Raw genomic sequence first — 19,719 nt, forward strand, 5'->3', positions numbered from 1 at the left:
TTTCTTATTTTCAATAAAATAAACAATGTATGCACACAATTATGCCAGTAGATTGGATATCCATTTAAATTTTTGTCTGCAGACTGAAATATCCGGTACATCGGTCTTCCGACTTCCGTCTTCCGTCCCCATGAAGAAGAATATAGGGTTACTGGCAAAGAAGCGTATTTCCATGAATAAACTGTAAGTGATATATAATCACCCTAAGAAGAGAGCGGTTTTAAGGAAAAGTTCAAGATTCCAACTGAGCAACTTCGTTTTTATTGGCCAATTGACCGCAGGCGGCATCGATGTCCTGACCGCGGGATTTGCGGACTTTGGCGACGATACCATTGTTTTCCAATATCCTGACATACATTTCCACGGCATCTTTGGATGCCTGACGGAATTCCCCTTCATCGATCGGATTGTATTGGATGATGTTGACTTTGGAAGGAATGATTTTGCAGAATTTGGCCAAGGCCCGGGCATGTTCCTCGTTGTCATTGATGCCATCCCAAATCACATATTCATAAGTGACTTTCCTCTTGGTTTTTTGGTACCAATATTTCAAAGCTTCCGCCAAGTCCTCCAAAGGATTGACATCATTGATCGGCATCAGGCGGCTACGGGTTTCGTTGATGGCAGAATGCAGCGAAATGGCAAGATTAAACTTGACTTCATCATCGGCCATTTTCTTGATCATTTTGGGAATGCCGACTGTCGAAAGCGTAATCCTCCTCGCCGCCATTCCAAGACCTTCGGGTGAGGTGATTTTGTCGATGGCTTCGATGACATTGGCATAATTAAGTAGCGGTTCGCCCATTCCCATAAAGACAATATTGGTCAGGGGTCGGTTGAAATAGGTTTCCGCTTCTTCTTTGATAGCGACGACCTGATCGTATATTTCATCCGGGTTGAGGTTGCGCATGCGCTTCAGCCGGGCAGTGGCGCAGAAGTTACAGTCGAGGCTGCAACCTACCTGCGAGGAAACACAAGCCGTAATCCGCTTGGAAGTGGGAATCAGGACAGATTCTACGATTTTGCTGTCAAAGAGCTTGACTGCATTTTTGATCGTGCCATCTGCTGAGTGCTGCATCAGGTCGACGTGGATATGGTTGATGATAAAGTTGGCTTTAAGCATTTCCCTGGTTTCCTTGGAGATGTTGCTCATGTCATCAAAGTTTTTAAGAGACTTGTTCCAAAGCCATTCATACACCTGCTTGGCGCGGAACTTCTTTTCCCCCTTGTCGATAAAAAATTCCTCCAACTGCTCCAAGGTGAATTTTCTGATGTCTTTCTTTGCCGTACTGTCCATGCTGCAAAGGTAAGGATTGGAAGATTGGAAAATTATAAAATTATAAAATTGAAAAATTAGGATTTAAGGTTTGAAAGTTATAAGGTTAGGAAGTTGGGAGGTTGGGAAGGTTGGAAGGTTGGAAATATGATACCTTTATTCAGAAAATTTCATTCCAAATTGATGTTTTTTCCTTTACTGACTCTGTTTATCCAGAGATTTAGAAAAAATGAAAAATTAGGACTGGAATATCAATCAATATCCAATCCTAATTTGTAGAAAATAACAAATCCTTATCACCCCTTCATCAAATCCCTCAACTCCGTCATGGTATTTCTGATATCGACGATGCTTTCCCATTCACGGTCTTTTTCGCCATGCTCGATGCCAACATAGCCATGGTAACCATGGGAAAGGACGATTTTCATCATCCTGCTGTAATCAAGTGCATGTTCTTTTCCTCGGTCATCCCACACGGTAGGCTTCAGACTTACGCCCTTTGCAGTAGGCATCAGTTCGTCGACTCCCCTGTAGGAATCATAGGAAACAATCCTTTTATCATCACCATGAATCCTGAAATTGCCAAAATCAGGCAAGGTCCCTGCCCTTCTATGGGAGGTCTGTTTGATCAATTCGGCAAGCCATTTGGCATTGCTGGAGAATCCTCCATGGTTTTCGATCACGACATTGATGTCAAATTCATCGGCAAACTCACACAATTGCCTCAATCCTGAACTGCAGACATCAATCGCCTGCTGTTCAGCTTTTGGATCCTCGCTCCATGGTACTGCTGTGTAGGCATTGACACGGATCGAATGGCATCCCAAAAACTTGGCGGCCTCCACCCATTTTTTGTGGTTCTCGACTGTCTGCTTGCGCTCTTCGGACGTGGCTGCACCCAGCATTCCCTCCCTGTCACACATGATCAAAACCGAAGTGACTCCCTCGCCTTCAGCCCGGGTTTTCATTTCCCTGAGGTAATTCATGTCTTTGGCTTTGTCCATAAAGAACTGGTTGACATATTCCACCGCATCGATGCCATGTTTCTTGGATAGCATGGCAAAATCAAGGTGGTCCATCTTTCCTGCGAAAAGCAACCTGTTTACTGACCATTCGGCAAGTGAAATCTTGAATAAAGGATCTTCGTTTTTCATAGAAAATGCAAATTGGGGAAGGCCAAAAGTCAGTGCTGCAGCAGCGACTCCTGTTTTTTTGATGAAATTTCGTCTATCATTCATGTTTTGGAAGGGTTGGTTAAAAGTTAATTCTTTAGACACTCAAATCGGACCTATAAGCCGGAAATTCTGATCCAAAACAGTTGGAAGTCGGAAGACGGAAGACGGAAGACCGATGTCAGCGACTTTTTAGCATTGAACCATGAATCTTTTTTCATTTACTTTTTAATATATGAAATCAGATTTCCCAACCGGGTCTGTAGTCACGTGTCAGGAATTTATTGGCATTTTCATCATTGGTAATTTTCAGGGCAGCGGCGTCAAAGTCCACTTTTTTATTTGCCCGCAAAGCTACTGCCCCGAGATTGATGGTATCGGTGATGGTTTGGGCACGGATAAAACTTCCGGGAGTTTGTTGGCCCGACAGGATGGCTTCGACCCAAGCGTCAGTATTCCGCACAACCGCCCTTGAATCTATCCGCTCCGAAGCAGGTCTTTGGCTCATTTTGCTTTCAGGAAGCAGCACGGGATTTTCACCCCGGAAACCTCCAAGGATTTTACCTTTTGTCCCCACAAGCATCAAACCTTCTTCAGGAGTATCCCTGCCATCCATTTCTAGTTCCTCGCATGCAAATGGCTTCATCCCCCCATCATACCAAAACAGGTCAAATGCCGGCAGAGATGCCTGCTCAGGAAACTTCCATTTGATCATACTGCTCGCGGGAAATGCGACATCGTTTTTGACCCATTGATAGACTTGGTTGATTTCCTCGCGGGAAGTGGTACCAAAAGCCCTTGCACTCAAAGGGGATTTGGTGATCCCCAAAGTCTCAAAAAGCGGAAACAAACTGTAATGTCCCATGTCCGCCACTGAACCTCCACCAAACTCATACCATCCACGGAAGACATTGTGGGTATAGTTGGGATGATAGGGCATGTCGGGTACAGGCCCGAGCCACAGGTCCCAATTGAATCCTGCGGGAATTGTCATCGGTTCGGTCGGTCTTTTGGTCCACTGTTGCCACACCGGGCGGTAAGACCAATTGTGGATTTCGGTCAGTTCGCCGATCAGACCTTCATCCATCCAAGCTTTCATCTGTCGGTATTCGGGCCGGTCTGACCACGCCAAAAGATGCGTAATCACCTTGGATTCTTTTGCTTTTTCGATGACTTTTCTTCCTTCCAATAGTCGGTTAGAAATGGGTTTGTGGGTCACCACATGGATTCCCTGAGCCATAGCAGCCAAAGCAATCGGAGCATGGGTATGGTCGGGGGTCATGATTTTGACGGCATCGATCCCTTTTTCTTTGGCAAACATGTCCCTGAAATCTTCATAGGAGGCACAGCCTTTGTATTTTTTGGCAGGTTTGTTTTTGCCATAATATTGCTCCACATAAGCCTGTCCGACATCCCGGCCTCCGGGGATTCCGGGAACATTGTCCCACCACGAGTCATCTCCCAAGACTTTGCGGATGTCATTGCGGATGCCATTGGCGGACCAATCTATATAGTCGGTGCTGTATTTGTTGGAATCACAGACTGCCACCACCCTGACTTTTGGGTTTTGGAGCAAATCTCCCATTTCACGCAGGCCTTGGGTGCCGCAGCCAATGTTGGCCACGGTAATCTGATCAGAGGGAGGAATTTTGCCGCTTCCGGCGATGACATGGGATGGGACGATGGAGATGGTCGCTGCGACTGCGGCAGCTGAACCGATAAATTCTCTCCGGTTGATCTTATTCGATTGATCCATTGGGCTTACGATATTGAAGGTCAATAAATTACCCAAAAAGAACCGAAATTACAATCTTCCTTTTTTTGATGAACTTTGAAATCCGAAATCAAAAAGGGTTTAGAAGGAAAAACTCATTTAATCTTCGAATCAGCCATAACGAATTCTCCCTTAAACCAAACAAATTTGAATCAATTTTTAATAAAGCTGGCGATTAAAATCCAACCTTACAGGATGGTTTTGGGTAGGAGTTTACACATTTCTTAATAATAGAAGTTGGCGCAAAATTCAAGCTGAGTACCGGAATTTCCATTGACTTCGAGAATCATCGGATTGCCATACCAGTCTCCCTTGTGGATCAAACTATCATAAATCCCGGGGGGAAGTTGTAGATTTTTCACACCTTTAATCTTAACCAAAACCGTTTCAGATACCTCTCCTTTCATTCGAAGTTCTGTGGAATAAATCCGATTCCTTTCGGGATAATTTATAACCAAGGTGTCGACCTTAATTTTATCAGACATGAAAGTAAATGTTTTGCAAACCTCCTTTGCCCCCATTCCACAGGAACTAAGAAAAAAGAGCGCACAAAGTGCAAATGCTATCTTCCATGCAATTTTCTGAGCCAATGAGTCCATCTTGATTTGGGTTATAAATTTGTTGTCCTGCTTTAATTATTGCGTTAAAAATGGCTGATTGTAATTCATGCCTAATATTGCTTAAAGCGCAACTGGTTCATAAATGAAAATCAATTGGAACAAATCAAGTTTCGGATAAAATTCCTCTTGAATCATGATATTCTCCACTTTAAAATGAGCCGTGAATGGGTCCAGTTTTTCAAATCTAGGAAACCATCTTTTCATTTGTTTTTCAACCTCCAAAGTGGCTTCTACATGCCCCTCTGAAAAAGGGAAATAGCTTATTCTTGAATCGACTTTTTCAATAATTTTCGAATAATCCCGAAAGTCTTTTAAATAATACCTAATCGGAATTGCTGCTTCTTGGGAAAAGGAATAGTAGTAAAACCCGTAATATTCACCCAAAGTGCTTAGGCAGATTACCAAGCTGTCCTTACTTTTTTTCAGATTTATTTCTGTTCGGAGGCTGTAAGGATTAGCCAAGGCAGACCGATTAATTACCTTTCCGCATATTGAATTTTCTTCAAGTGATTCTGAGAATTTGTTCCAATCCTCTTCAAGAGATTGAATATTTTCAATTAGTTCAAACCACTTTTTATCAGGTAATTTCAAAAAATCATCTTCACCGATTTCAGAAAAAAATTGGTGAAGCCGTGGAATGGAAAAAATATTAAAGTCTCGCATAAAGCCACTATTGGAGCAAAACCCTATCTACCAAAAATGGGGTTTTATTTACTCTTAAAGAAACTGAAAATTTTCACTTAAAAATCATTAAAATGAATCTTTAAATTCTTGAACCCTCCAAAGAATTAATTTTCAACTCTTTAAATTTCCCCTTCAAGCCAAACAAAGGCCTGACCCAATTCCATCTCCTGATGCCGAATTCGTAAATCAGCCAAGCTATTCCAAAAGTTCCAAGAGCCATCAGGGAAAATTTCACAAAAAGTCCCAAGTCTACATACATCAGGTAGTATCCCAATGTGACCGTGATAGTTTGATGGAGGATGTAAAACGGATAAACCGCTTCATTGGCATAAGTAAGTTGTGCACTTGGCTTGTTGAGGTAAGCGGCAGCGTACCCAAACAACACCAAAATCCAAGCCCAAAGATTGACGACTTTGAAACCTGCTTCGATAAAATGGACCAATGTCGAATCTTCATGAAGCTGCCTCAAACCCACCATCAGCGTAAATCCGACCAATCCCAGATACAGGTACTTGCGACGGTTTTCCAGAACTGTTTTCCAAAAAATCTCCCTGACTGATATCAGCAAAAAACCATAGAAAAAGAAAGTGATGAAATTGATGATATTGAACCAATCCCCGACCAAAGCATGGGTGGATTCAAAAAATGGTTCGACCAAAGATTCCCAGATGTAAAGCGGTATGACCAGCCAAAACAGACCTAATGGTGTTGCCGCCAACTTCCGCATTCCTCTCAGAATCCCCGCCTGTGGATGGTCCCTGAGGTACAAAAATACCGGAATCAAAACCAAAGAAAACAACAATAAATAAGGCAAAAACCAAAGGTGGTGCCAGGAAAAATTTCCTTCAGGATATACTCCGACAAATGCTTCCGATGGCCAAAAGTCGAAATACCCACCGCTGAACTGCCCTCTATCCAATCGCTCAAAATATACCTGTGGCGGCACAATCAGGATAATTCCGGCAATCAGTGGAATCAGCAACCTTGCGATTCTTTCTTTGGCAAAAGCGCCGCCGCTTCTCTTTGAAAGTGCGTAAAATGTTCCCATTCCCGAAATCACAAATAGGATGGGCAGACGCCATTGGTTTACGAAAAGCATCGGCCAACGGAGGTTAGGGTAGATGATGTCATTTTTGATATGCCAACCCCAAGGAACGAAAAACATCCCCACATGGTAAAATATCAGCAATCCGAAAACGATGACCCGTAGCCAGTCTAAGTCCTGTCTTCGCATGATTTTAGATTTTTTTATCCAAAGATTCTTTCCTTTAAATATAACAGGGGTAAGGCTGTCTTAGAAATTATTAGATGTTTTTGGACATGATTTTTTGGGACTGAATAAAACTAATCAATCTTCAACTCCCAACCATTCAAAAACATCATCAAAATTGACGGTAACTGAAGAAAACCCATCAGGGTGCAGATTTGGGAAAATAGTCAGGCTGTTTTCCCTGTCCATCAGCAAAGCTTTTACAAAATGAAGCTTATGCCCTTCTGCCAGGCTTTGTTGTCCTTCCAGAAAAGCCCTTCCTGCTGTGGTATTGCCGAAGCTTTGGGTGTTGGGCCTTTTAAGTATTGCCGCAAATAATTGTTCGCCTTCCCTACATGTAGACCTGTCAATCAAGACCGCAACTTTAGGTAAAGGAGACAAGACTTCCAATGCATTTGGAACGGTCACTTTTTGGACACCACCTATAAAGGATGCGCCGTTTACATATTCCCACTGTTCCTTTTTATTGTCATTATAAAAAAATGCTCCCAAAACCCCTTCTCCAAGCAAAGGCCCCAATCCTGCCAACATTCCTTCAAAGCTCCCTTCTGTCAGGCTTCTGAGGTCTATGATCCAAGCATCTGTCCCTTCCAATTCTCTTGACCTAATCTGATCCTGAATGGCAATAGCCAAATCTTCGGGAGTTAACCGGGAGGTAGGAATGTCCAAATACGCTATGTTTTTGGGTAAAGAGGGTGTTTGTTTTTGCCCTAGAATACAATCAAAGGCATTTTTGTCTCCTGCTACAATTTCCCCTCTTGAGTTGACCACATAACCTTTCTCATCCCCAATCAGCTCAAACACTTTATCTATTGCGGCATAAATATCCTCGATTTTCCGGGCACCCTTGGTCAAATCCGATATTGCCTGATCAATTTGGGATTTCTTTATAGTATAATTGTAGCTATATGAATCCAAAAAATCATTTTCGACAACCTGAAGAAATTCATTCAAAAAGGCCTCTGCTTCTGGAGAAATAGTTTCTTCAATTTTTTCCTCAGTTTCCTGACAGGAAAAAGTCAGCATAACGATAGCAAGTATTGAAAGAAATCGTTTCATATGGTATCCGTTATATCTGAGAATATTATAAAAATATACTGTTAAATTCAAAAATTCAAAGAATTTTTTGAAATCTTGGATGATGATTTTTTTATTGAATGGCAATGATTTATGATTCCGTTGATGTGATTTATTTCCCTTTTGAATAAAAATCAAGATTATACCTAACTTCTTTAAGTAAAGCTGGGTTAGTATAAGCATGCAAAATTTTAATTTTCAAATTATATTTCAATGAAATTTCTCCCCTGCTTTAGCTTTTCCAATTGTTTGCTTTTAGGCATATTTTGTTTTTTACCATTCATTTCAAATGGACAGGATCAATCATTTACGATCAAAGGAACTGTCATCGATGCTGATTCCAAACAGCCGGTGCTGTTTATGCAGGTTGCACTTTTCAAACCTGGAACAGATACTCCGGTGACCTTTTCTGATACCAAGGACAATGGGGAATTTTCCCTATCTGCTCCAAACGGAAGCTATGAATTGAATTTCTACCTGATCGGGTATGACAAGAAAACCATTGCCGACATCCGCTTGAATGGCAATACCGATCTAGGAAAAATCGAGGTCAAAAGTGAAAACCAAAATCTGGAAGAAGTCGTGGTGCAGTCCACCAAATTCCCTTTTCGCGCAGATGTGGAAGGCATTACGATCAACCCTGAAGCCAATATGTCTAACCTCGGGGGTACTTTGTTGGATATCCTGAGAAACACACCTTCAGTCAGTGTCAGTGATGATGGTACGATCGCGCTGAGGGGAAGTACCGGAACCAACATACTCATCAATGGACGGAACTCCTCCCTGACCCAAAACCTCGACCAACTCCCGGCAAGTGCTGTGGAGCAGATCAAAATCATCAATAACCCCAATGCAAGATTTGATGCGGATGCTGAAGGCGGCGTGATCGACATTATCCTCAAAAAAGGAGAAGACCTCGGCACAAACGGAAGTGCAGAACTGACCTATGGAACACGGGGAAGGATGAATACCGGAGCAAGGTTGAACCACAGGACCTTCAAGTACAATCTCTATGGGGGATACAATTTCAGAGATTGGAGAAATGTGGGGACAAGAACTTCCGACAGGATACTTTTCGAAGAAGATGAACGCCTCCTTCAGGAAACCGACATGGAATCCCAAAATATCGGACATACCTTCAACTATGGAGGAGATTATTACTTTGGCAAGAATATCATCAGCTACGAAGGGGTTTTCACTACCAATTTCGACAGTCAGATAAACACTTTGTATTCCCAACTCAGCAGGAATTCCACCGGAGAACCTATTTTGGATTTCGTCAGGAGAAATAATGAAACCGAAGACGACGACGGCGTGGACAATGCCATTATCTACGAACGGACATTTGACAACCCCGATCAGTCATTCCGTTTTTTGGCGAGCAGTTCTTACAGAAATCAATACAAGGTTCAGAATATTGATGTTTTCACTAACTCAAGCGAAGCAACTGAAGAAAACCGTACAGGTCAGGAACGCGGATTTACGGATGAAACCAGAAACATCTACGTATTTCAGGCAGATTATATCCATCCAATTTCTGAACAAAAGAAAATAGAAACAGGTCTGAAATCCATTTTGAGGGAATTTGACAATGATTTTGTTTTCCAGAGATTTCAGGAGGGAAACCAGGATTTTGTCACCGACCCCAATGTCAGCAACAGGTTTATCTACAAAGACCAAGTGTATGCAGGTTACTTTATCTACGCTGCATCTTCCGAAAAAATTGATTATTCTTTCGGACTGAGGGGAGAATATACCAACCTCAATACCGAACTGATCAACACCAATGAAATCAACAAGCAGAATTACCTCAATCTGTTTCCAAGTGCGCAGGTGCTGTACAAGCTGAACGAGGAGAATTCCCTGAAATTTACTTACAGCAGGAGGATCGACCGGCCAAGACCTTGGAGACTTAATCCATTTCCGGATATCACCGATTCACTCAGTATCCGAAGGGGCAATCCAAACCTTCAGCCTGCGAAAATCCACTCACTCGAGTTTGGACACATGCTCAACAGAGCAAAATCAAGCTTTACTACCAATGCATTTTTCAGACATGTGGATGGGCAGGAAGACATGATTACCATCATTCAGGATGGGATTTCCTACATTCAGCCTGAGAATTTGAACACTGCGGTGTCTTATGGTTTGGAATTGATCGGATTGGGAGAAGTCACGCCGTGGTGGAATATCAGCGGTGGCCTGACGATGTTTAGGATCATCGTCGATGGTTCTAATGTTGAAAATGGAGCGATCAACAAAGGTTTTGCTTGGAACACCAAACTCACGAGTGATTTCAAACTTCCTTGGGGAATCAATTTTCAGATTGTGGCCAATTACGATTCTCCCGAAATCGAAGCCCAAGGACGGGATCTTTCCCAATATTTTGTGGATGCCAACGTGATGAAAACATTCTTCCAAAGTCGAGGAAGCCTTGCCTTGAGTGTTCGTGATATTTTCGATACCCTCAGATTTGCAGGCGAAAACAGAACAGCGGCATTTTCTCAGGATTTTTATTCCAAGATGGAAACAAGGATATTCTTGTTGAGCGCCAAGTTTAATTTTTGATTGGGATCATGTATTTCTTTTGATTCCCAGAAGTTAAAAAACGCGGGTATTGAAGTTTACTTTGTAGGCGTAAACTAGTTTATGTTAGCAATGTAAACTCATTTACTTTTGCAGCGTAAACTTTTTGGATTTTTGTAATCGTTAAATCCTAATTTTCAGAAAGGAATGACGGTTGGTGGTGCGTCATCTTGAATCCGAGGTACGAGGATGAAAGATCTCAGAATAATGAGACACTTCACTACGTTCAGTGTGACGACTCCGACATAACATCGTTAAAAATTAAAATGCTGAGGACTCCGGATGACGGAGGAACTACCGTGTTCAATCTCTGATAAATAAGGGCTCTGTAAGAGTGCCAGAAGGAAAATCATATTTAATTTTATAAATTGTAAGCCTTCCCAAATTATAATGGGCTAATCTTTGATATTCTTCTTTAAACTTTAGATAATGACTGAAAGCAGCAATGTCCCGGCCTTTGAAGGCATCATGGTTCCAATGGTGACACCTCTACTTTCCAATGGGGAATTGGACAAAAAGGGCGTCGAAAGGGTCGTCAAACACTTGGTCAACGGAGGCGTTCAGGGTATTTTCATTCTTGGGACTACCGGTGAAGCCGCAAGTCTGAAGCCGGCGATAAAAAAAGACCTGATCGAAATCTCCTGCAAAGAAGCCAATGGAAAAACACCCGTTTTTGTAGGGATTACCCATACAGCTTTGGAAGTCAGTCTCAAACTGGCAAGGTCTGCCAAGGAAAACGGCGCTGTAGCAGTGGTAGCTGCATTGCCTTATTATTTTGCTTTGGATCAGGATGATATTTTCCATTATTATGTGAAGCTAGCCGACCATAGTCCGCTGCCTTTGTTTTTGTACAATTATCCGGTGATGACCAAGTCCACTATTGCTCCCGAAACCGTGCTGAAGTTGGCAAAACATGCCAATATCATCGGATTGAAGGACAGTTCGGGTAATGGCGTTTACTTCCAGAAATTGATCCCTATCAAACAGGAATACCCTGAATTTTCCTTGCTTGTCGGCCCGGAAGAAATGTTGGCGCAGGCCATCCTTTCAGGTGCTGATGGTGGAGTAAATGGCGGTGCCAATATTTTCCCTTCGCTGTATGTAAAGATGTTTGAGGCTGCAAAAGCGAGGGATTTTGAGAAAGTCGAACAGATTCAATCTCTCATTTTGGAGATTTCAAACGGCCTGTACAATTCCAGTCCAAAGAGTTCAAGCTACCTTTGTGGTGTAAAAGAAAGCCTTTATTTTTTGGGGATTTGTGAACCCCATCTTGCGCCTCCGCTTCTTCCCGTGGACAGAAAACACAAAGAAGACATCATTCAAAACTTAGAAAGAATTCTCCTGAATATTAGAAATGTTTAATATGTATGTTCGCAATGATGCCAGTAAATAAGATATCTATTCTAATTCTGGTATGCGGACTTAAAAGCCCGGTACATCGGTCTTCCGACTTCGGTCTTCCGTCCCGTTTGAAAAAAAATATGGGTTTCCTGGTAGAGAAGCGGGTAACCATAATGCTTAATCCCTGAATTCTTTTGCCCAAACCATGAAAATCCACAGCCTAGACCTGATCGTATTCCTGATTTATATGCTTGGAATCGTTGGTTTTGGGGTTTCCTTTTACTTCAGAAAAAATTCGGCAGCTGACTTTGTCACTGGCGGCGGAAAATTGCCGGCTTGGGCATTGGGAATGTCGATTTTTGCGACCTATGTCAGCAGCATCAGTTTTTTGGCATTGCCGGGAAGCGCCTTTCAAGGCAATTGGAATGGATTTGTTTTTAGCTTATCGATTCCAGTCGCTGCCTTCATCACTGTCAGGTATTTTGTCCCATTGTACAGAAAAATCCAAAGTCCTTCAGCCTATGCTTTTTTGGAGGAAAGGTTTGGTCCTTGGGCAAGGATCTATGCATCGAGTTGCTACCTCCTCACCCAACTCGCGAGGATGGGCGCCATCTTGTACCTCTTGGCTTTGCCGATGCATGTGTTGTTTGGTTGGAGCATTCCTTTGATTATCCTTTTTACTGGATTAGCGGTGGTGGTCTATGCGACTATGGGCGGGATTTCGGCGGTAGTTTGGACCGATGCGGTACAGGGAATTGTCCTGATTGCAGGGGCTGTGGGCTGTTTTGTATTGATTGTCTTCCATATGCCGGAAGGAATCACGCAGATTTGGGATATCGCCCAAAAAGACAACAAACTCTCTTTGGGAAGTCTTTCCTCTGACCTCGGGCAAAGTACCTTTTGGGTGGTTTTGGTCTATGGGTTATTTATCAACCTTCAGAATTTTGGTATTGACCAAAGCTATATACAGCGCTATAAAAGTGCCAAAACAGAACAGGAAGCCAAAAAATCCACTTGGCTCGGAAGCTTGCTTTACATTCCCGTCTCCTTGCTTTTCTTCGTGATTGGGACGAGTCTGTATGCTTATTACCAAGTATTCTCCGACTCCTTGCCGCCTGAACTCCAAACAATAGATCAAGCCGATAAAGTCTTTCCCTACTTTATAGCGACTGTTTTACCGCCGGGAATTTCGGGATTGGTGATTGCCGCCATTTTTGCTGCAGGGATGAGTACGGTTTCTACGAGTATCAACAGTTCGGCAACGGTCATTCTCGAAGACCATTTCAAAAAATACATCCAACCTAATCCATCTCAAAATACCCAAATCAGGGTTTTGTATGCTGCTTCTTTGGGAATGGGAATAGCAGGACTATTGATCGGATTGGCCTTCAACGGCGTGGAAAGTGCTTTGGAGGCTTGGTGGGCTTTGGCTTCGATTTTTAGCGGAGGGATTTTGGGTTTGTTCTTTTTGGCACTTTTGGGAAAAACCAAAACTAATGTTCCCGCCATCGCAGCAGTCCTATCCGGATTGGCAGTGATTGCGTGGATCAGCTTGGGAGAATTCCTTCCCGAAGCCATCAGACCTTCCTTCTTGCTACATAAAAATTTAGCCATCGTCTTTGGAACAATGGCTATTTTCTTGGTGGGATTTTTATTAAGTTGGATTTTCAACTCCAGCAAAATTAGAAAGAGATTGGTTTAATCCTCCTTTTTTGCTTCCAAAGGAATATCCGGAAAAGTATCGATGACATTCCCGTCTTCGTCTATCGAGATAAAACTCCAACGGCTTTCTTCCACAGTAAGCAACGTAAAGGCCCTGATAGATTGGGCTTTGTTCAGGTACCAAGTACTGTCGACTGAATGGATTTTTCTTGGCGTGACTCCATACGAACCGTCACCAACATAAATAATACCGGCTTCGTTGACTTCCATATTCTTGATCGGAAAGGTTCTTTTGTAAGCATGGTCATGATTTTCAAAGGCAATTTCTACTCCGTTGGCTTCAAAAATTGGGGTCCATGTTTCCCTGACCAAGGTCTGTACGGTTCCGGAATATTCCCTCACAGAAGGATAGCCCGGGACATGGTAAATCGGAATTTTGTGGTTCACTTTTTTCCTTTCATCCAATATTTTTGTTAACCAATCCGTTTGGGCACCAAGTATCGGATTGGAATGCTCTGTGTCCAAAATGATCAAACTCAGGTAATCGCCAAAGTCGAGGACATTGTATCCGGGTTGGCCGGGGAAAGAAAATAGGCTGTAAAAATACGGTGCAATGCGTGCCCTGAATTCATTGTTTTGGACGTAACCTTCGTGCTTGGTATAATAACCGCCTACCACCTCATGATTCCCTGCAGCAACAATACATGGCAAAATTCTTTTGTCTGCCGTCACCAAGGTATTTTTATAAGCATCAAACCAATCGTAAATCCTTTGGATATTTTCGGCAAGGCCATTTTCATAAGCCATGTCTCCACCGATGATCACAAAATCAGGTTCTTGTGCAGCAACAACGCGGTTGGTTTTCTCTAGCCATTCCTTTTGATGCATGGAATCCCCACCAATGGCGATTTTGAGCGATTTGTTGTTTAGATTTTTTGGAAGGGTTCGGAAGTAATAGACGGATTCCGATGAAGCAAACTTCAGTTCATATTCCGTATTTGGCCTCAAACCCTGAATTCCAACCCGATGGATATACCTTGGCGAAAAGGGATAAGGCAGCACATCACTTTCGAATGAATGCCACTTCTCCGTTCCTTTTCTTCTGAAATACAATGTCGTCGGGTTGATTTCGTCCATGTGCCAATCCACATCCATGGTCGTAGCCGGATCCGAAGTCCAAGTGAGGTAGAAGGCATGGGGTTCAGTTTGGGCAAAGCCTAAATGGGCCATCAGGACAAAGCTGAGTAGGAAAAGGATTCTTTTGATTTTTATCATGGGAGGAAAATATTGGTATTGGAATTTAAAGCTACCTGCAAATTTCAGGGTTTCAAAAAATGGCTGAAAATATAATGTTGAGATAATATCCCTCCAAGGGTTTTGAACCATTGGAGGGTTTGTTTACTATTTATGGATTTTCCCTTAGCCATTCTTTCATTGCAAGGTACACCCCATTGGTCCACCCGAATCCATCTTGGACGGGATATTCACCGCCTCCGGCCTCTAGGCTGAGGTCCTCCACGTTATATTTTTCCATCATTTTTCCGGTACGGTCAAAAACCGATTCGTTGAGGTAAGTCCATCTTTCTGCCAAAGTTTTGGCCAGGTCTTTTCTGCCATAGTTGAGCATGGCCTGAAATCCTATCCACTGTAGCGGCGCCCAACCATTGGGTGCATCCCATTGCTGTCCGGTGTTGAAATTGGTTGTCACCAATCCTCCTGGCTTCAGAAAATTCTTTTCGACATATTCCAATACCCGTGCAGCTTGCTCCACAGTTGCCATTCCGGAATACAACGGATATAGCATCGCAAGTGAAGGTCTTTCTACTTTATCTTTGAATTTGATATGGTAATCGAGGTAGATTCCCCTTTCCTCTTCCCAACAATAGCGCTCAATTCCCTCCATCCTGTTTTTATGGAACAGTTCCATCCTAGTGATTTCTTTGGAATCCTCTTTCTCGAGTTTCATTCCCTTGATGATAACTCTCTCCGTTTCAGCGAGCAACACATTGAGGTCAATGGGAATCAAGGCAATCGTCTGTACACTTCTCAGGTCATTGGGGTCATAGAGCCAACGTGAACTGAAATCCCAACCTGATTCGCAGGCAGCCCTCAGGTTGCGGAAAAGCTTCTCCGGAAACCTAGTCGATTGGTCAGAAAGCTCCACATCTTCGACAAAGGATTCAGCCCTTGGGGTATTTTCATCATCCCAATACCTGTTCAAAGCGGTGTCGTCATCCATCCTGACGACACGGTTATAGTATTTTCCGGGCAAAGGAATCTCTGTTTCCCCTTCAATCCAGAATAGATATTCCATCCATATCTCAGGTTGGTACTTCTTGATGCTTTCTTCGTCTCCTTTGGCTTCAGCCAACAATTCTACCATTTTGGCAAAAAAAGGAGGCTGCGATCTGGATAGGAAGTAAGTCCTATTGCCATTGGGAATATGGCCGACGGTTCGGATCAGATGCGCAAAATTATCCACCATGTTTTCGATCAGGTCGGTCCTTCCGGAGACTTTCAACCCCAACATGGTAAAATAACTGTCCCAATAATAGATCTCCCGAAACCTTCCACCCGGGACAATGTAAGGATGTGGCAAAGGGATCAGACTGGAATTTTCAACTTCTTCATCCGCTTCTCTGGTAAGGAGGTCCCATTGCAACTTGAGCCTGTCCTCTAAGTTGATGGCTTTGGGGAGGTTGAGTTTTTTGTATTCCGGTTCTTCGGGATAGTCAAAGTTTTTGTCAAGAAATGATTTCAGGTCAAATCCCGGGGTTTTTATTTCCTCGTAAAAATCCTTCAAAATGTCATGGACATCCCGCTTGGGAATGCTGTCCACGAAAGTCTTGGAATCAGGAAAAACCCCGCTCATCTGGATCACTTCAAAAAGTTCCAGGTATATGTCTTCCGGTTGCTCGTAAAATTTCATGCTGCTTGTTTCCTGACTTGAATATTCAACAAAATTAATATTAGACAAAGTCCTACAATGGGAATCAGTGAAAAATAAAAAGCGGTGGTACCACCATATGACTCAAATATATTTCCGGTGATGATCGATCCTGTAGTCCCGCCCAAAGCGGAAAATACCACAATCAGGCCTGACATGGAACTTTGCATATATCTCGGCAGTGCACTCAGCACCACTGAATTGATCGTGGGATAAATCGGTGCCAAGAAAATTCCCAAAATGGGAAATAGGTAAACGACAAAAGGAGCATTGAACCAGGTAATTGTTTCATTCATAACAGGCTGATCGGAAGTAAGCGGCAAAGTCAGCAAAACACAGGCTCCCACAAGGATGGTACAAGTAAGTGTGAAGGTGAGCCAATGGATTTTTTTCAATACAAATCCTGCAAGCAAGCGTCCTATGGCCAAAGCTCCTGCCAAAACTGCACCGGCTTGAATCCCCATACTTGCTGGGACTTTCAATACATCCTGATAGAATGTCGGCGTCCAGGTCATGAAACTTTGCTCAATAAGTACAAACAGAAAAGCCGAGGCAGCAAATACCAAGACAAGCGGTTTGGCAACGAGTTTGATCATGTCGAAGAATTCATCCGAAGCTTTGGTATTTTCCCTTTTGGATTCAGTTTCATTGATCTGGGCAAAAAAGAGCAACAACGCAGCCACCAAACTCATCGCCCCGAGGTACCAATAAATGTTCAGCCAGGATTGGGAAGTAGGGTCGCTGTCGTTGACAAACAGGCTGAAGAATACATTGCCGAGCAATACCCCGACCATAAAGAATCCTTCAATGGTGCTCATCAGGCTGCTGTGTTCTTTTGGCGTGTCAGTCACCAAGCCGATCGTTGCAAAGACACTGACTTTGATAATGGCAAAGGAAACCCCCACGACAGCAAACAACACTTTGAAATACCAGAACTCATCAGCGATCACCGGCATCAGAAAGCACATGGCCGCCACTGCAAACAAAGCGATCAACATGCCTTTTCGGATGCCGAGTTTTGGAAGAAATGAGGCTACGATAAATGAGAAAATGGCGATAGGCAAATCCTTGAAACCCTCCAAAACCGAAGCTTCAGCCTTGCTGACATCAAAAGTCCGCTGTACCTGCAGGATGACTGCCCCCACCGAATTCAGCAACACAGCGAATACCATGTAGTTGAAAATCAGGGAGAGCCGGACGAGTAATTTTGAGTTCATAGATGATGGTTCACGCAAAGGCACAAAGTCGCAAATCTGAAAATGTTAAAGGAAAAATCTAATATGGAAAATTTATTCCAATTTGACCAAAGAGAATTGTTGTTCATTCTTTTTTACTGATTGAATACAAAAATTCAGTATTGATTGATGGCTTTGTGGCATCTGCAAAATAAATAATTTATCCTGCTTCTGGAGAAGCGGGATAACTTCCAATGGTTTAAAAGTCAGACGGCTTTGAGCCATCTGAATACAAATCTTTGCGCCTTTGCGTCTTTGCGAGAACCTTAAAATCGAGCTTGCGAGTTTTCCCTTTGTGACTTCGTGCCTTTGTGGGAAAATAAGACTTTACTTTTCCAGCAAGTACCACCCACGCGGATCAACATCAATCGGGCCTTCACTTTTGACCATCACCGGCTTGGAAGATAGTACATGTCTTTCCCAACCATTCGAAGTCTGGATTTCGACAGGCATAGAAAATGTGATATTCGGAAGACTCACCGCATAGCCTTTCTTTCCTTTTTTGGACACTTTCACTTTCGGAATGCGGATACTTTTCAGGTACATATCAAAAAATCCTTCCAGATCCTGTCCTGTATAATGCTGCACAAATCCTGTGAAGTCGGCCGTCTCCACAAGGTTTTCATAGATAAATCTTTCGTCCGAGGCAAAGGCTTTGAGCATCGGGAAAAAGACCTCATCTCCTAAATAATATCGGAGGGAATGGATGATAAATGCTCCTTTGGTATAAATCTCGGGATGGTAAGCATAGTCCGAAGTAGAATTTCTCGGTGAAACTACCGGCCTCGCATTGGCGATTCCTTTACGAACCGAAGCGACTTTTTCTAGATAGGCATCTTCCCCGCCATGCTCGAGGTAAAACAGCCAATCCCCATAAGCCGTCAGCCCTTCGTGCAACCAAAAATCCGCCCAATCCTTCACAGAAACCTTATTACCAAACCATTCGTGACCGAGTTCGTGGTGCAGCAGCCAATCATATTGAACCGTACCCATGGGCACAAATTGGAAATTGTTTCCATACGCATTGATCGTCTGATGCTCCATGCCGAGATACGGCGTTTCGACCACGGCGATTTTGTCATTGGGAAACGGATAGGGTCCAAAGTATTTCTCCAAAGTCTTTGCAGAGTTGTCCAACACATCCAAAAGCGCTTTGGCTTTATCCCTGTTTTCTTGCAGGACATAGACAAACATGGGGATTTCGGTCCCGTCGGAACTTGTGAAAGTCTTGGTTTCCTGATGGAACACACCCAAAGTAAAATTAACGTTGTAATTGTTGATCGGATATTCTGTCATCCAATGGTAGGTTACTTTTCCATCGGATTTTTTGGTATCCACAAGTCGGCCGTTGGATGCTACAAAATAGGGTTCAGGTGCAGTGAAAATCAGGTCCACGCCATTCAGCGGTTCACTCGAAGGATGGTCAAGGCTGGGCATAAAGATTTTGGCGCCTTCGTTTTGGGAAGACAAGCCCATCCAATGGTTGTCCAATTGATCGATTTCCCAAGTAAAACCACCGGTCCATGGAGGACGGACGGCGATCGGGGTTTTGCCGCCATAGTGGATTTCCACATCCTGACATGTGCAATCAATAGGGAAAATATCCAAGGTATCCCCAAAATGACGGAAGGTGATTTCCTTTCCATCCATGATGATTTTGCTGACAGTATATTCCTCGATGAGGTTTAGTCTCAAGGTGTCCAACTTCTCTTGGGAAGAAAAAGAAACCCTGTTGAATCCTCGGATTTCCTGTTTTTCAGGAAAAATCTCCAATTCAAGGTGGTAATGCATCACTTGAAATTTTGTCTGCAAAGGATCAATCGGCCCACCCCAAGCCCAGTTCTTTTGGATTTGGGAGAAAGCAAAGTTTGAGGAGAGGAGAATTATAAATAGAAATAAAGTGTGCTTCATGGTTTTGAAATTGGTAGCAGGAATGGCAATACCGAAATTCAATTTGGTGAAAAGAGAGGTAAAAAAGAAAGGGAATTATTCATTATGGAACAGATAGGGAATCTATCAAATTATAATTTTTAAAATTTCGTAAAAAAAGAGCCTGAAATATGGGATAATTTACC

Annotated in this window: 14 protein-coding genes; 3 read left to right on the top strand and 11 right to left on the bottom strand. The window is 43.0% G+C overall.

Going from position 1 to position 19,719, the window contains the following annotated elements; all coding sequences use genetic code 11:
* Positions 1 to 232 precede the first annotated feature (232 nt).
* The 7 genes from rlmN to MMU05_RS01760 form a co-directional block, all read right to left on the bottom strand.
* The gene (gene rlmN, locus MMU05_RS01730) at positions 233 to 1,297 is read right to left on the bottom strand and encodes a dual-specificity RNA methyltransferase RlmN (RefSeq protein WP_241139934.1); all 1,065 of its coding nucleotides are present in this window, start codon (positions 1,295 to 1,297) and stop codon (positions 233 to 235) included.
* Between the two features lie 275 nt (positions 1,298 to 1,572).
* Positions 1,573 to 2,514, bottom strand: coding sequence for a sugar phosphate isomerase/epimerase family protein (locus MMU05_RS01735; RefSeq protein WP_241139935.1), 942 nt, complete (start codon positions 2,512 to 2,514; stop codon positions 1,573 to 1,575).
* Between the two features lie 175 nt (positions 2,515 to 2,689).
* The gene (locus MMU05_RS01740) at positions 2,690 to 4,204 is read right to left on the bottom strand and encodes a Gfo/Idh/MocA family protein (protein ID WP_241139936.1); all 1,515 of its coding nucleotides are present in this window, start codon (positions 4,202 to 4,204) and stop codon (positions 2,690 to 2,692) included.
* A gap of 242 nt (positions 4,205 to 4,446) precedes the next feature.
* The gene (locus MMU05_RS01745) at positions 4,447 to 4,707 is read right to left on the bottom strand and encodes a hypothetical protein (protein WP_241139937.1); all 261 of its coding nucleotides are present in this window, start codon (positions 4,705 to 4,707) and stop codon (positions 4,447 to 4,449) included.
* A gap of 195 nt (positions 4,708 to 4,902) precedes the next feature.
* A complete protein-coding gene (locus MMU05_RS01750; protein ID WP_241139938.1) occupies positions 4,903 to 5,505 on the bottom strand; it encodes a hypothetical protein in 603 nt (200 codons plus the stop codon).
* A gap of 100 nt (positions 5,506 to 5,605) precedes the next feature.
* Entirely contained in the window at positions 5,606 to 6,760 is a 1,155-nt protein-coding gene (locus tag MMU05_RS01755; RefSeq protein ID WP_241139939.1) for an acyltransferase family protein, read from the bottom strand.
* Between the two features lie 114 nt (positions 6,761 to 6,874).
* Complete coding sequence (locus MMU05_RS01760) at positions 6,875 to 7,855, bottom strand: S41 family peptidase (protein ID WP_241139940.1); 981 nt, start codon at positions 7,853 to 7,855, stop codon at positions 6,875 to 6,877.
* A gap of 231 nt (positions 7,856 to 8,086) precedes the next feature.
* Between MMU05_RS01760 and MMU05_RS01765 the strand changes: the two genes are divergently transcribed.
* The 3 genes from MMU05_RS01765 (at position 8,087) to MMU05_RS01775 (ending at position 13,502) form a co-directional block, all read left to right on the top strand.
* On the top strand, positions 8,087 to 10,441 hold the full coding sequence (locus MMU05_RS01765) for a TonB-dependent receptor (RefSeq protein WP_241139941.1): 2,355 nt from the start codon (positions 8,087 to 8,089) through the stop codon (positions 10,439 to 10,441).
* Positions 10,442 to 10,888: 447 nt separating this feature from the next.
* Positions 10,889 to 11,821, top strand: coding sequence for a dihydrodipicolinate synthase family protein (locus tag MMU05_RS01770; protein ID WP_241139942.1), 933 nt, complete (start codon positions 10,889 to 10,891; stop codon positions 11,819 to 11,821).
* Between the two features lie 184 nt (positions 11,822 to 12,005).
* Positions 12,006 to 13,502, top strand: coding sequence for a sodium:solute symporter family protein (locus MMU05_RS01775; protein ID WP_241139943.1), 1,497 nt, complete (start codon positions 12,006 to 12,008; stop codon positions 13,500 to 13,502).
* On the opposite strand, the gene MMU05_RS01780 is transcribed toward MMU05_RS01775, so the two are convergent.
* The 4 genes from MMU05_RS01780 to MMU05_RS01795 all read right to left on the bottom strand — a co-directional run bounded on the left by MMU05_RS01780 (position 13,499) and on the right by MMU05_RS01795 (position 19,555).
* Complete coding sequence (locus MMU05_RS01780; RefSeq protein WP_241139944.1) at positions 13,499 to 14,737, bottom strand: purple acid phosphatase family protein; 1,239 nt, start codon at positions 14,735 to 14,737, stop codon at positions 13,499 to 13,501. The two genes, MMU05_RS01775 and MMU05_RS01780, sit on opposite strands and share 4 nt — an antisense overlap.
* 130 nt (positions 14,738 to 14,867) lie before the next feature.
* Positions 14,868 to 16,391 (bottom strand): alpha,alpha-trehalase TreF, encoded by a 1,524-nt coding sequence (treF, locus tag MMU05_RS01785; RefSeq protein ID WP_241139945.1) that lies wholly within the window; start codon positions 16,389 to 16,391, stop codon positions 14,868 to 14,870.
* Entirely contained in the window at positions 16,388 to 17,626 is a 1,239-nt protein-coding gene (locus MMU05_RS01790) for an MFS transporter (protein WP_241139946.1), read from the bottom strand. The genes treF and MMU05_RS01790 overlap by 4 nt, the downstream gene beginning before the upstream one ends.
* Positions 17,627 to 17,971: 345 nt before the next feature.
* Positions 17,972 to 19,555, bottom strand: coding sequence for a M1 family metallopeptidase (locus tag MMU05_RS01795; protein WP_241139947.1), 1,584 nt, complete (start codon positions 19,553 to 19,555; stop codon positions 17,972 to 17,974).
* Between the last annotated feature and the right edge of the window lie 164 nt (positions 19,556 to 19,719).

Source organism: Cognataquiflexum rubidum (genome assembly GCF_022538115.1).
GTDB lineage: Bacteria > Bacteroidota > Bacteroidia > Cytophagales > Cyclobacteriaceae > Cognataquiflexum > Cognataquiflexum rubidum.

Coding starts and splice junctions, on each gene's coding strand:
- MMU05_RS01745 (WP_241139937.1), bottom strand. CDS start 4,707: ATGTCTGATAAAATTAAGGTCGACACCTTGGTTATAAATTATCCCGAA.
- MMU05_RS01750 (WP_241139938.1), bottom strand. CDS start 5,505: ATGCGAGACTTTAATATTTTTTCCATTCCACGGCTTCACCAATTTTTT.
- MMU05_RS01740 (WP_241139936.1), bottom strand. CDS start 4,204: ATGGATCAATCGAATAAGATCAACCGGAGAGAATTTATCGGTTCAGCT.
- MMU05_RS01735 (WP_241139935.1), bottom strand. CDS start 2,514: ATGAATGATAGACGAAATTTCATCAAAAAAACAGGAGTCGCTGCTGCA.
- MMU05_RS01795 (WP_241139947.1), bottom strand. CDS start 19,555: ATGAAGCACACTTTATTTCTATTTATAATTCTCCTCTCCTCAAACTTT.
- MMU05_RS01790 (WP_241139946.1), bottom strand. CDS start 17,626: ATGAACTCAAAATTACTCGTCCGGCTCTCCCTGATTTTCAACTACATG.
- MMU05_RS01770 (WP_241139942.1), top strand. CDS start 10,889: ATGACTGAAAGCAGCAATGTCCCGGCCTTTGAAGGCATCATGGTTCCA.
- rlmN (WP_241139934.1), bottom strand. CDS start 1,297: ATGGACAGTACGGCAAAGAAAGACATCAGAAAATTCACCTTGGAGCAG.
- MMU05_RS01780 (WP_241139944.1), bottom strand. CDS start 14,737: ATGATAAAAATCAAAAGAATCCTTTTCCTACTCAGCTTTGTCCTGATG.
- MMU05_RS01775 (WP_241139943.1), top strand. CDS start 12,006: ATGAAAATCCACAGCCTAGACCTGATCGTATTCCTGATTTATATGCTT.
- MMU05_RS01760 (WP_241139940.1), bottom strand. CDS start 7,855: ATGAAACGATTTCTTTCAATACTTGCTATCGTTATGCTGACTTTTTCC.
- MMU05_RS01765 (WP_241139941.1), top strand. CDS start 8,087: ATGAAATTTCTCCCCTGCTTTAGCTTTTCCAATTGTTTGCTTTTAGGC.
- treF (WP_241139945.1), bottom strand. CDS start 16,391: ATGAAATTTTACGAGCAACCGGAAGACATATACCTGGAACTTTTTGAA.
- MMU05_RS01755 (WP_241139939.1), bottom strand. CDS start 6,760: ATGCGAAGACAGGACTTAGACTGGCTACGGGTCATCGTTTTCGGATTG.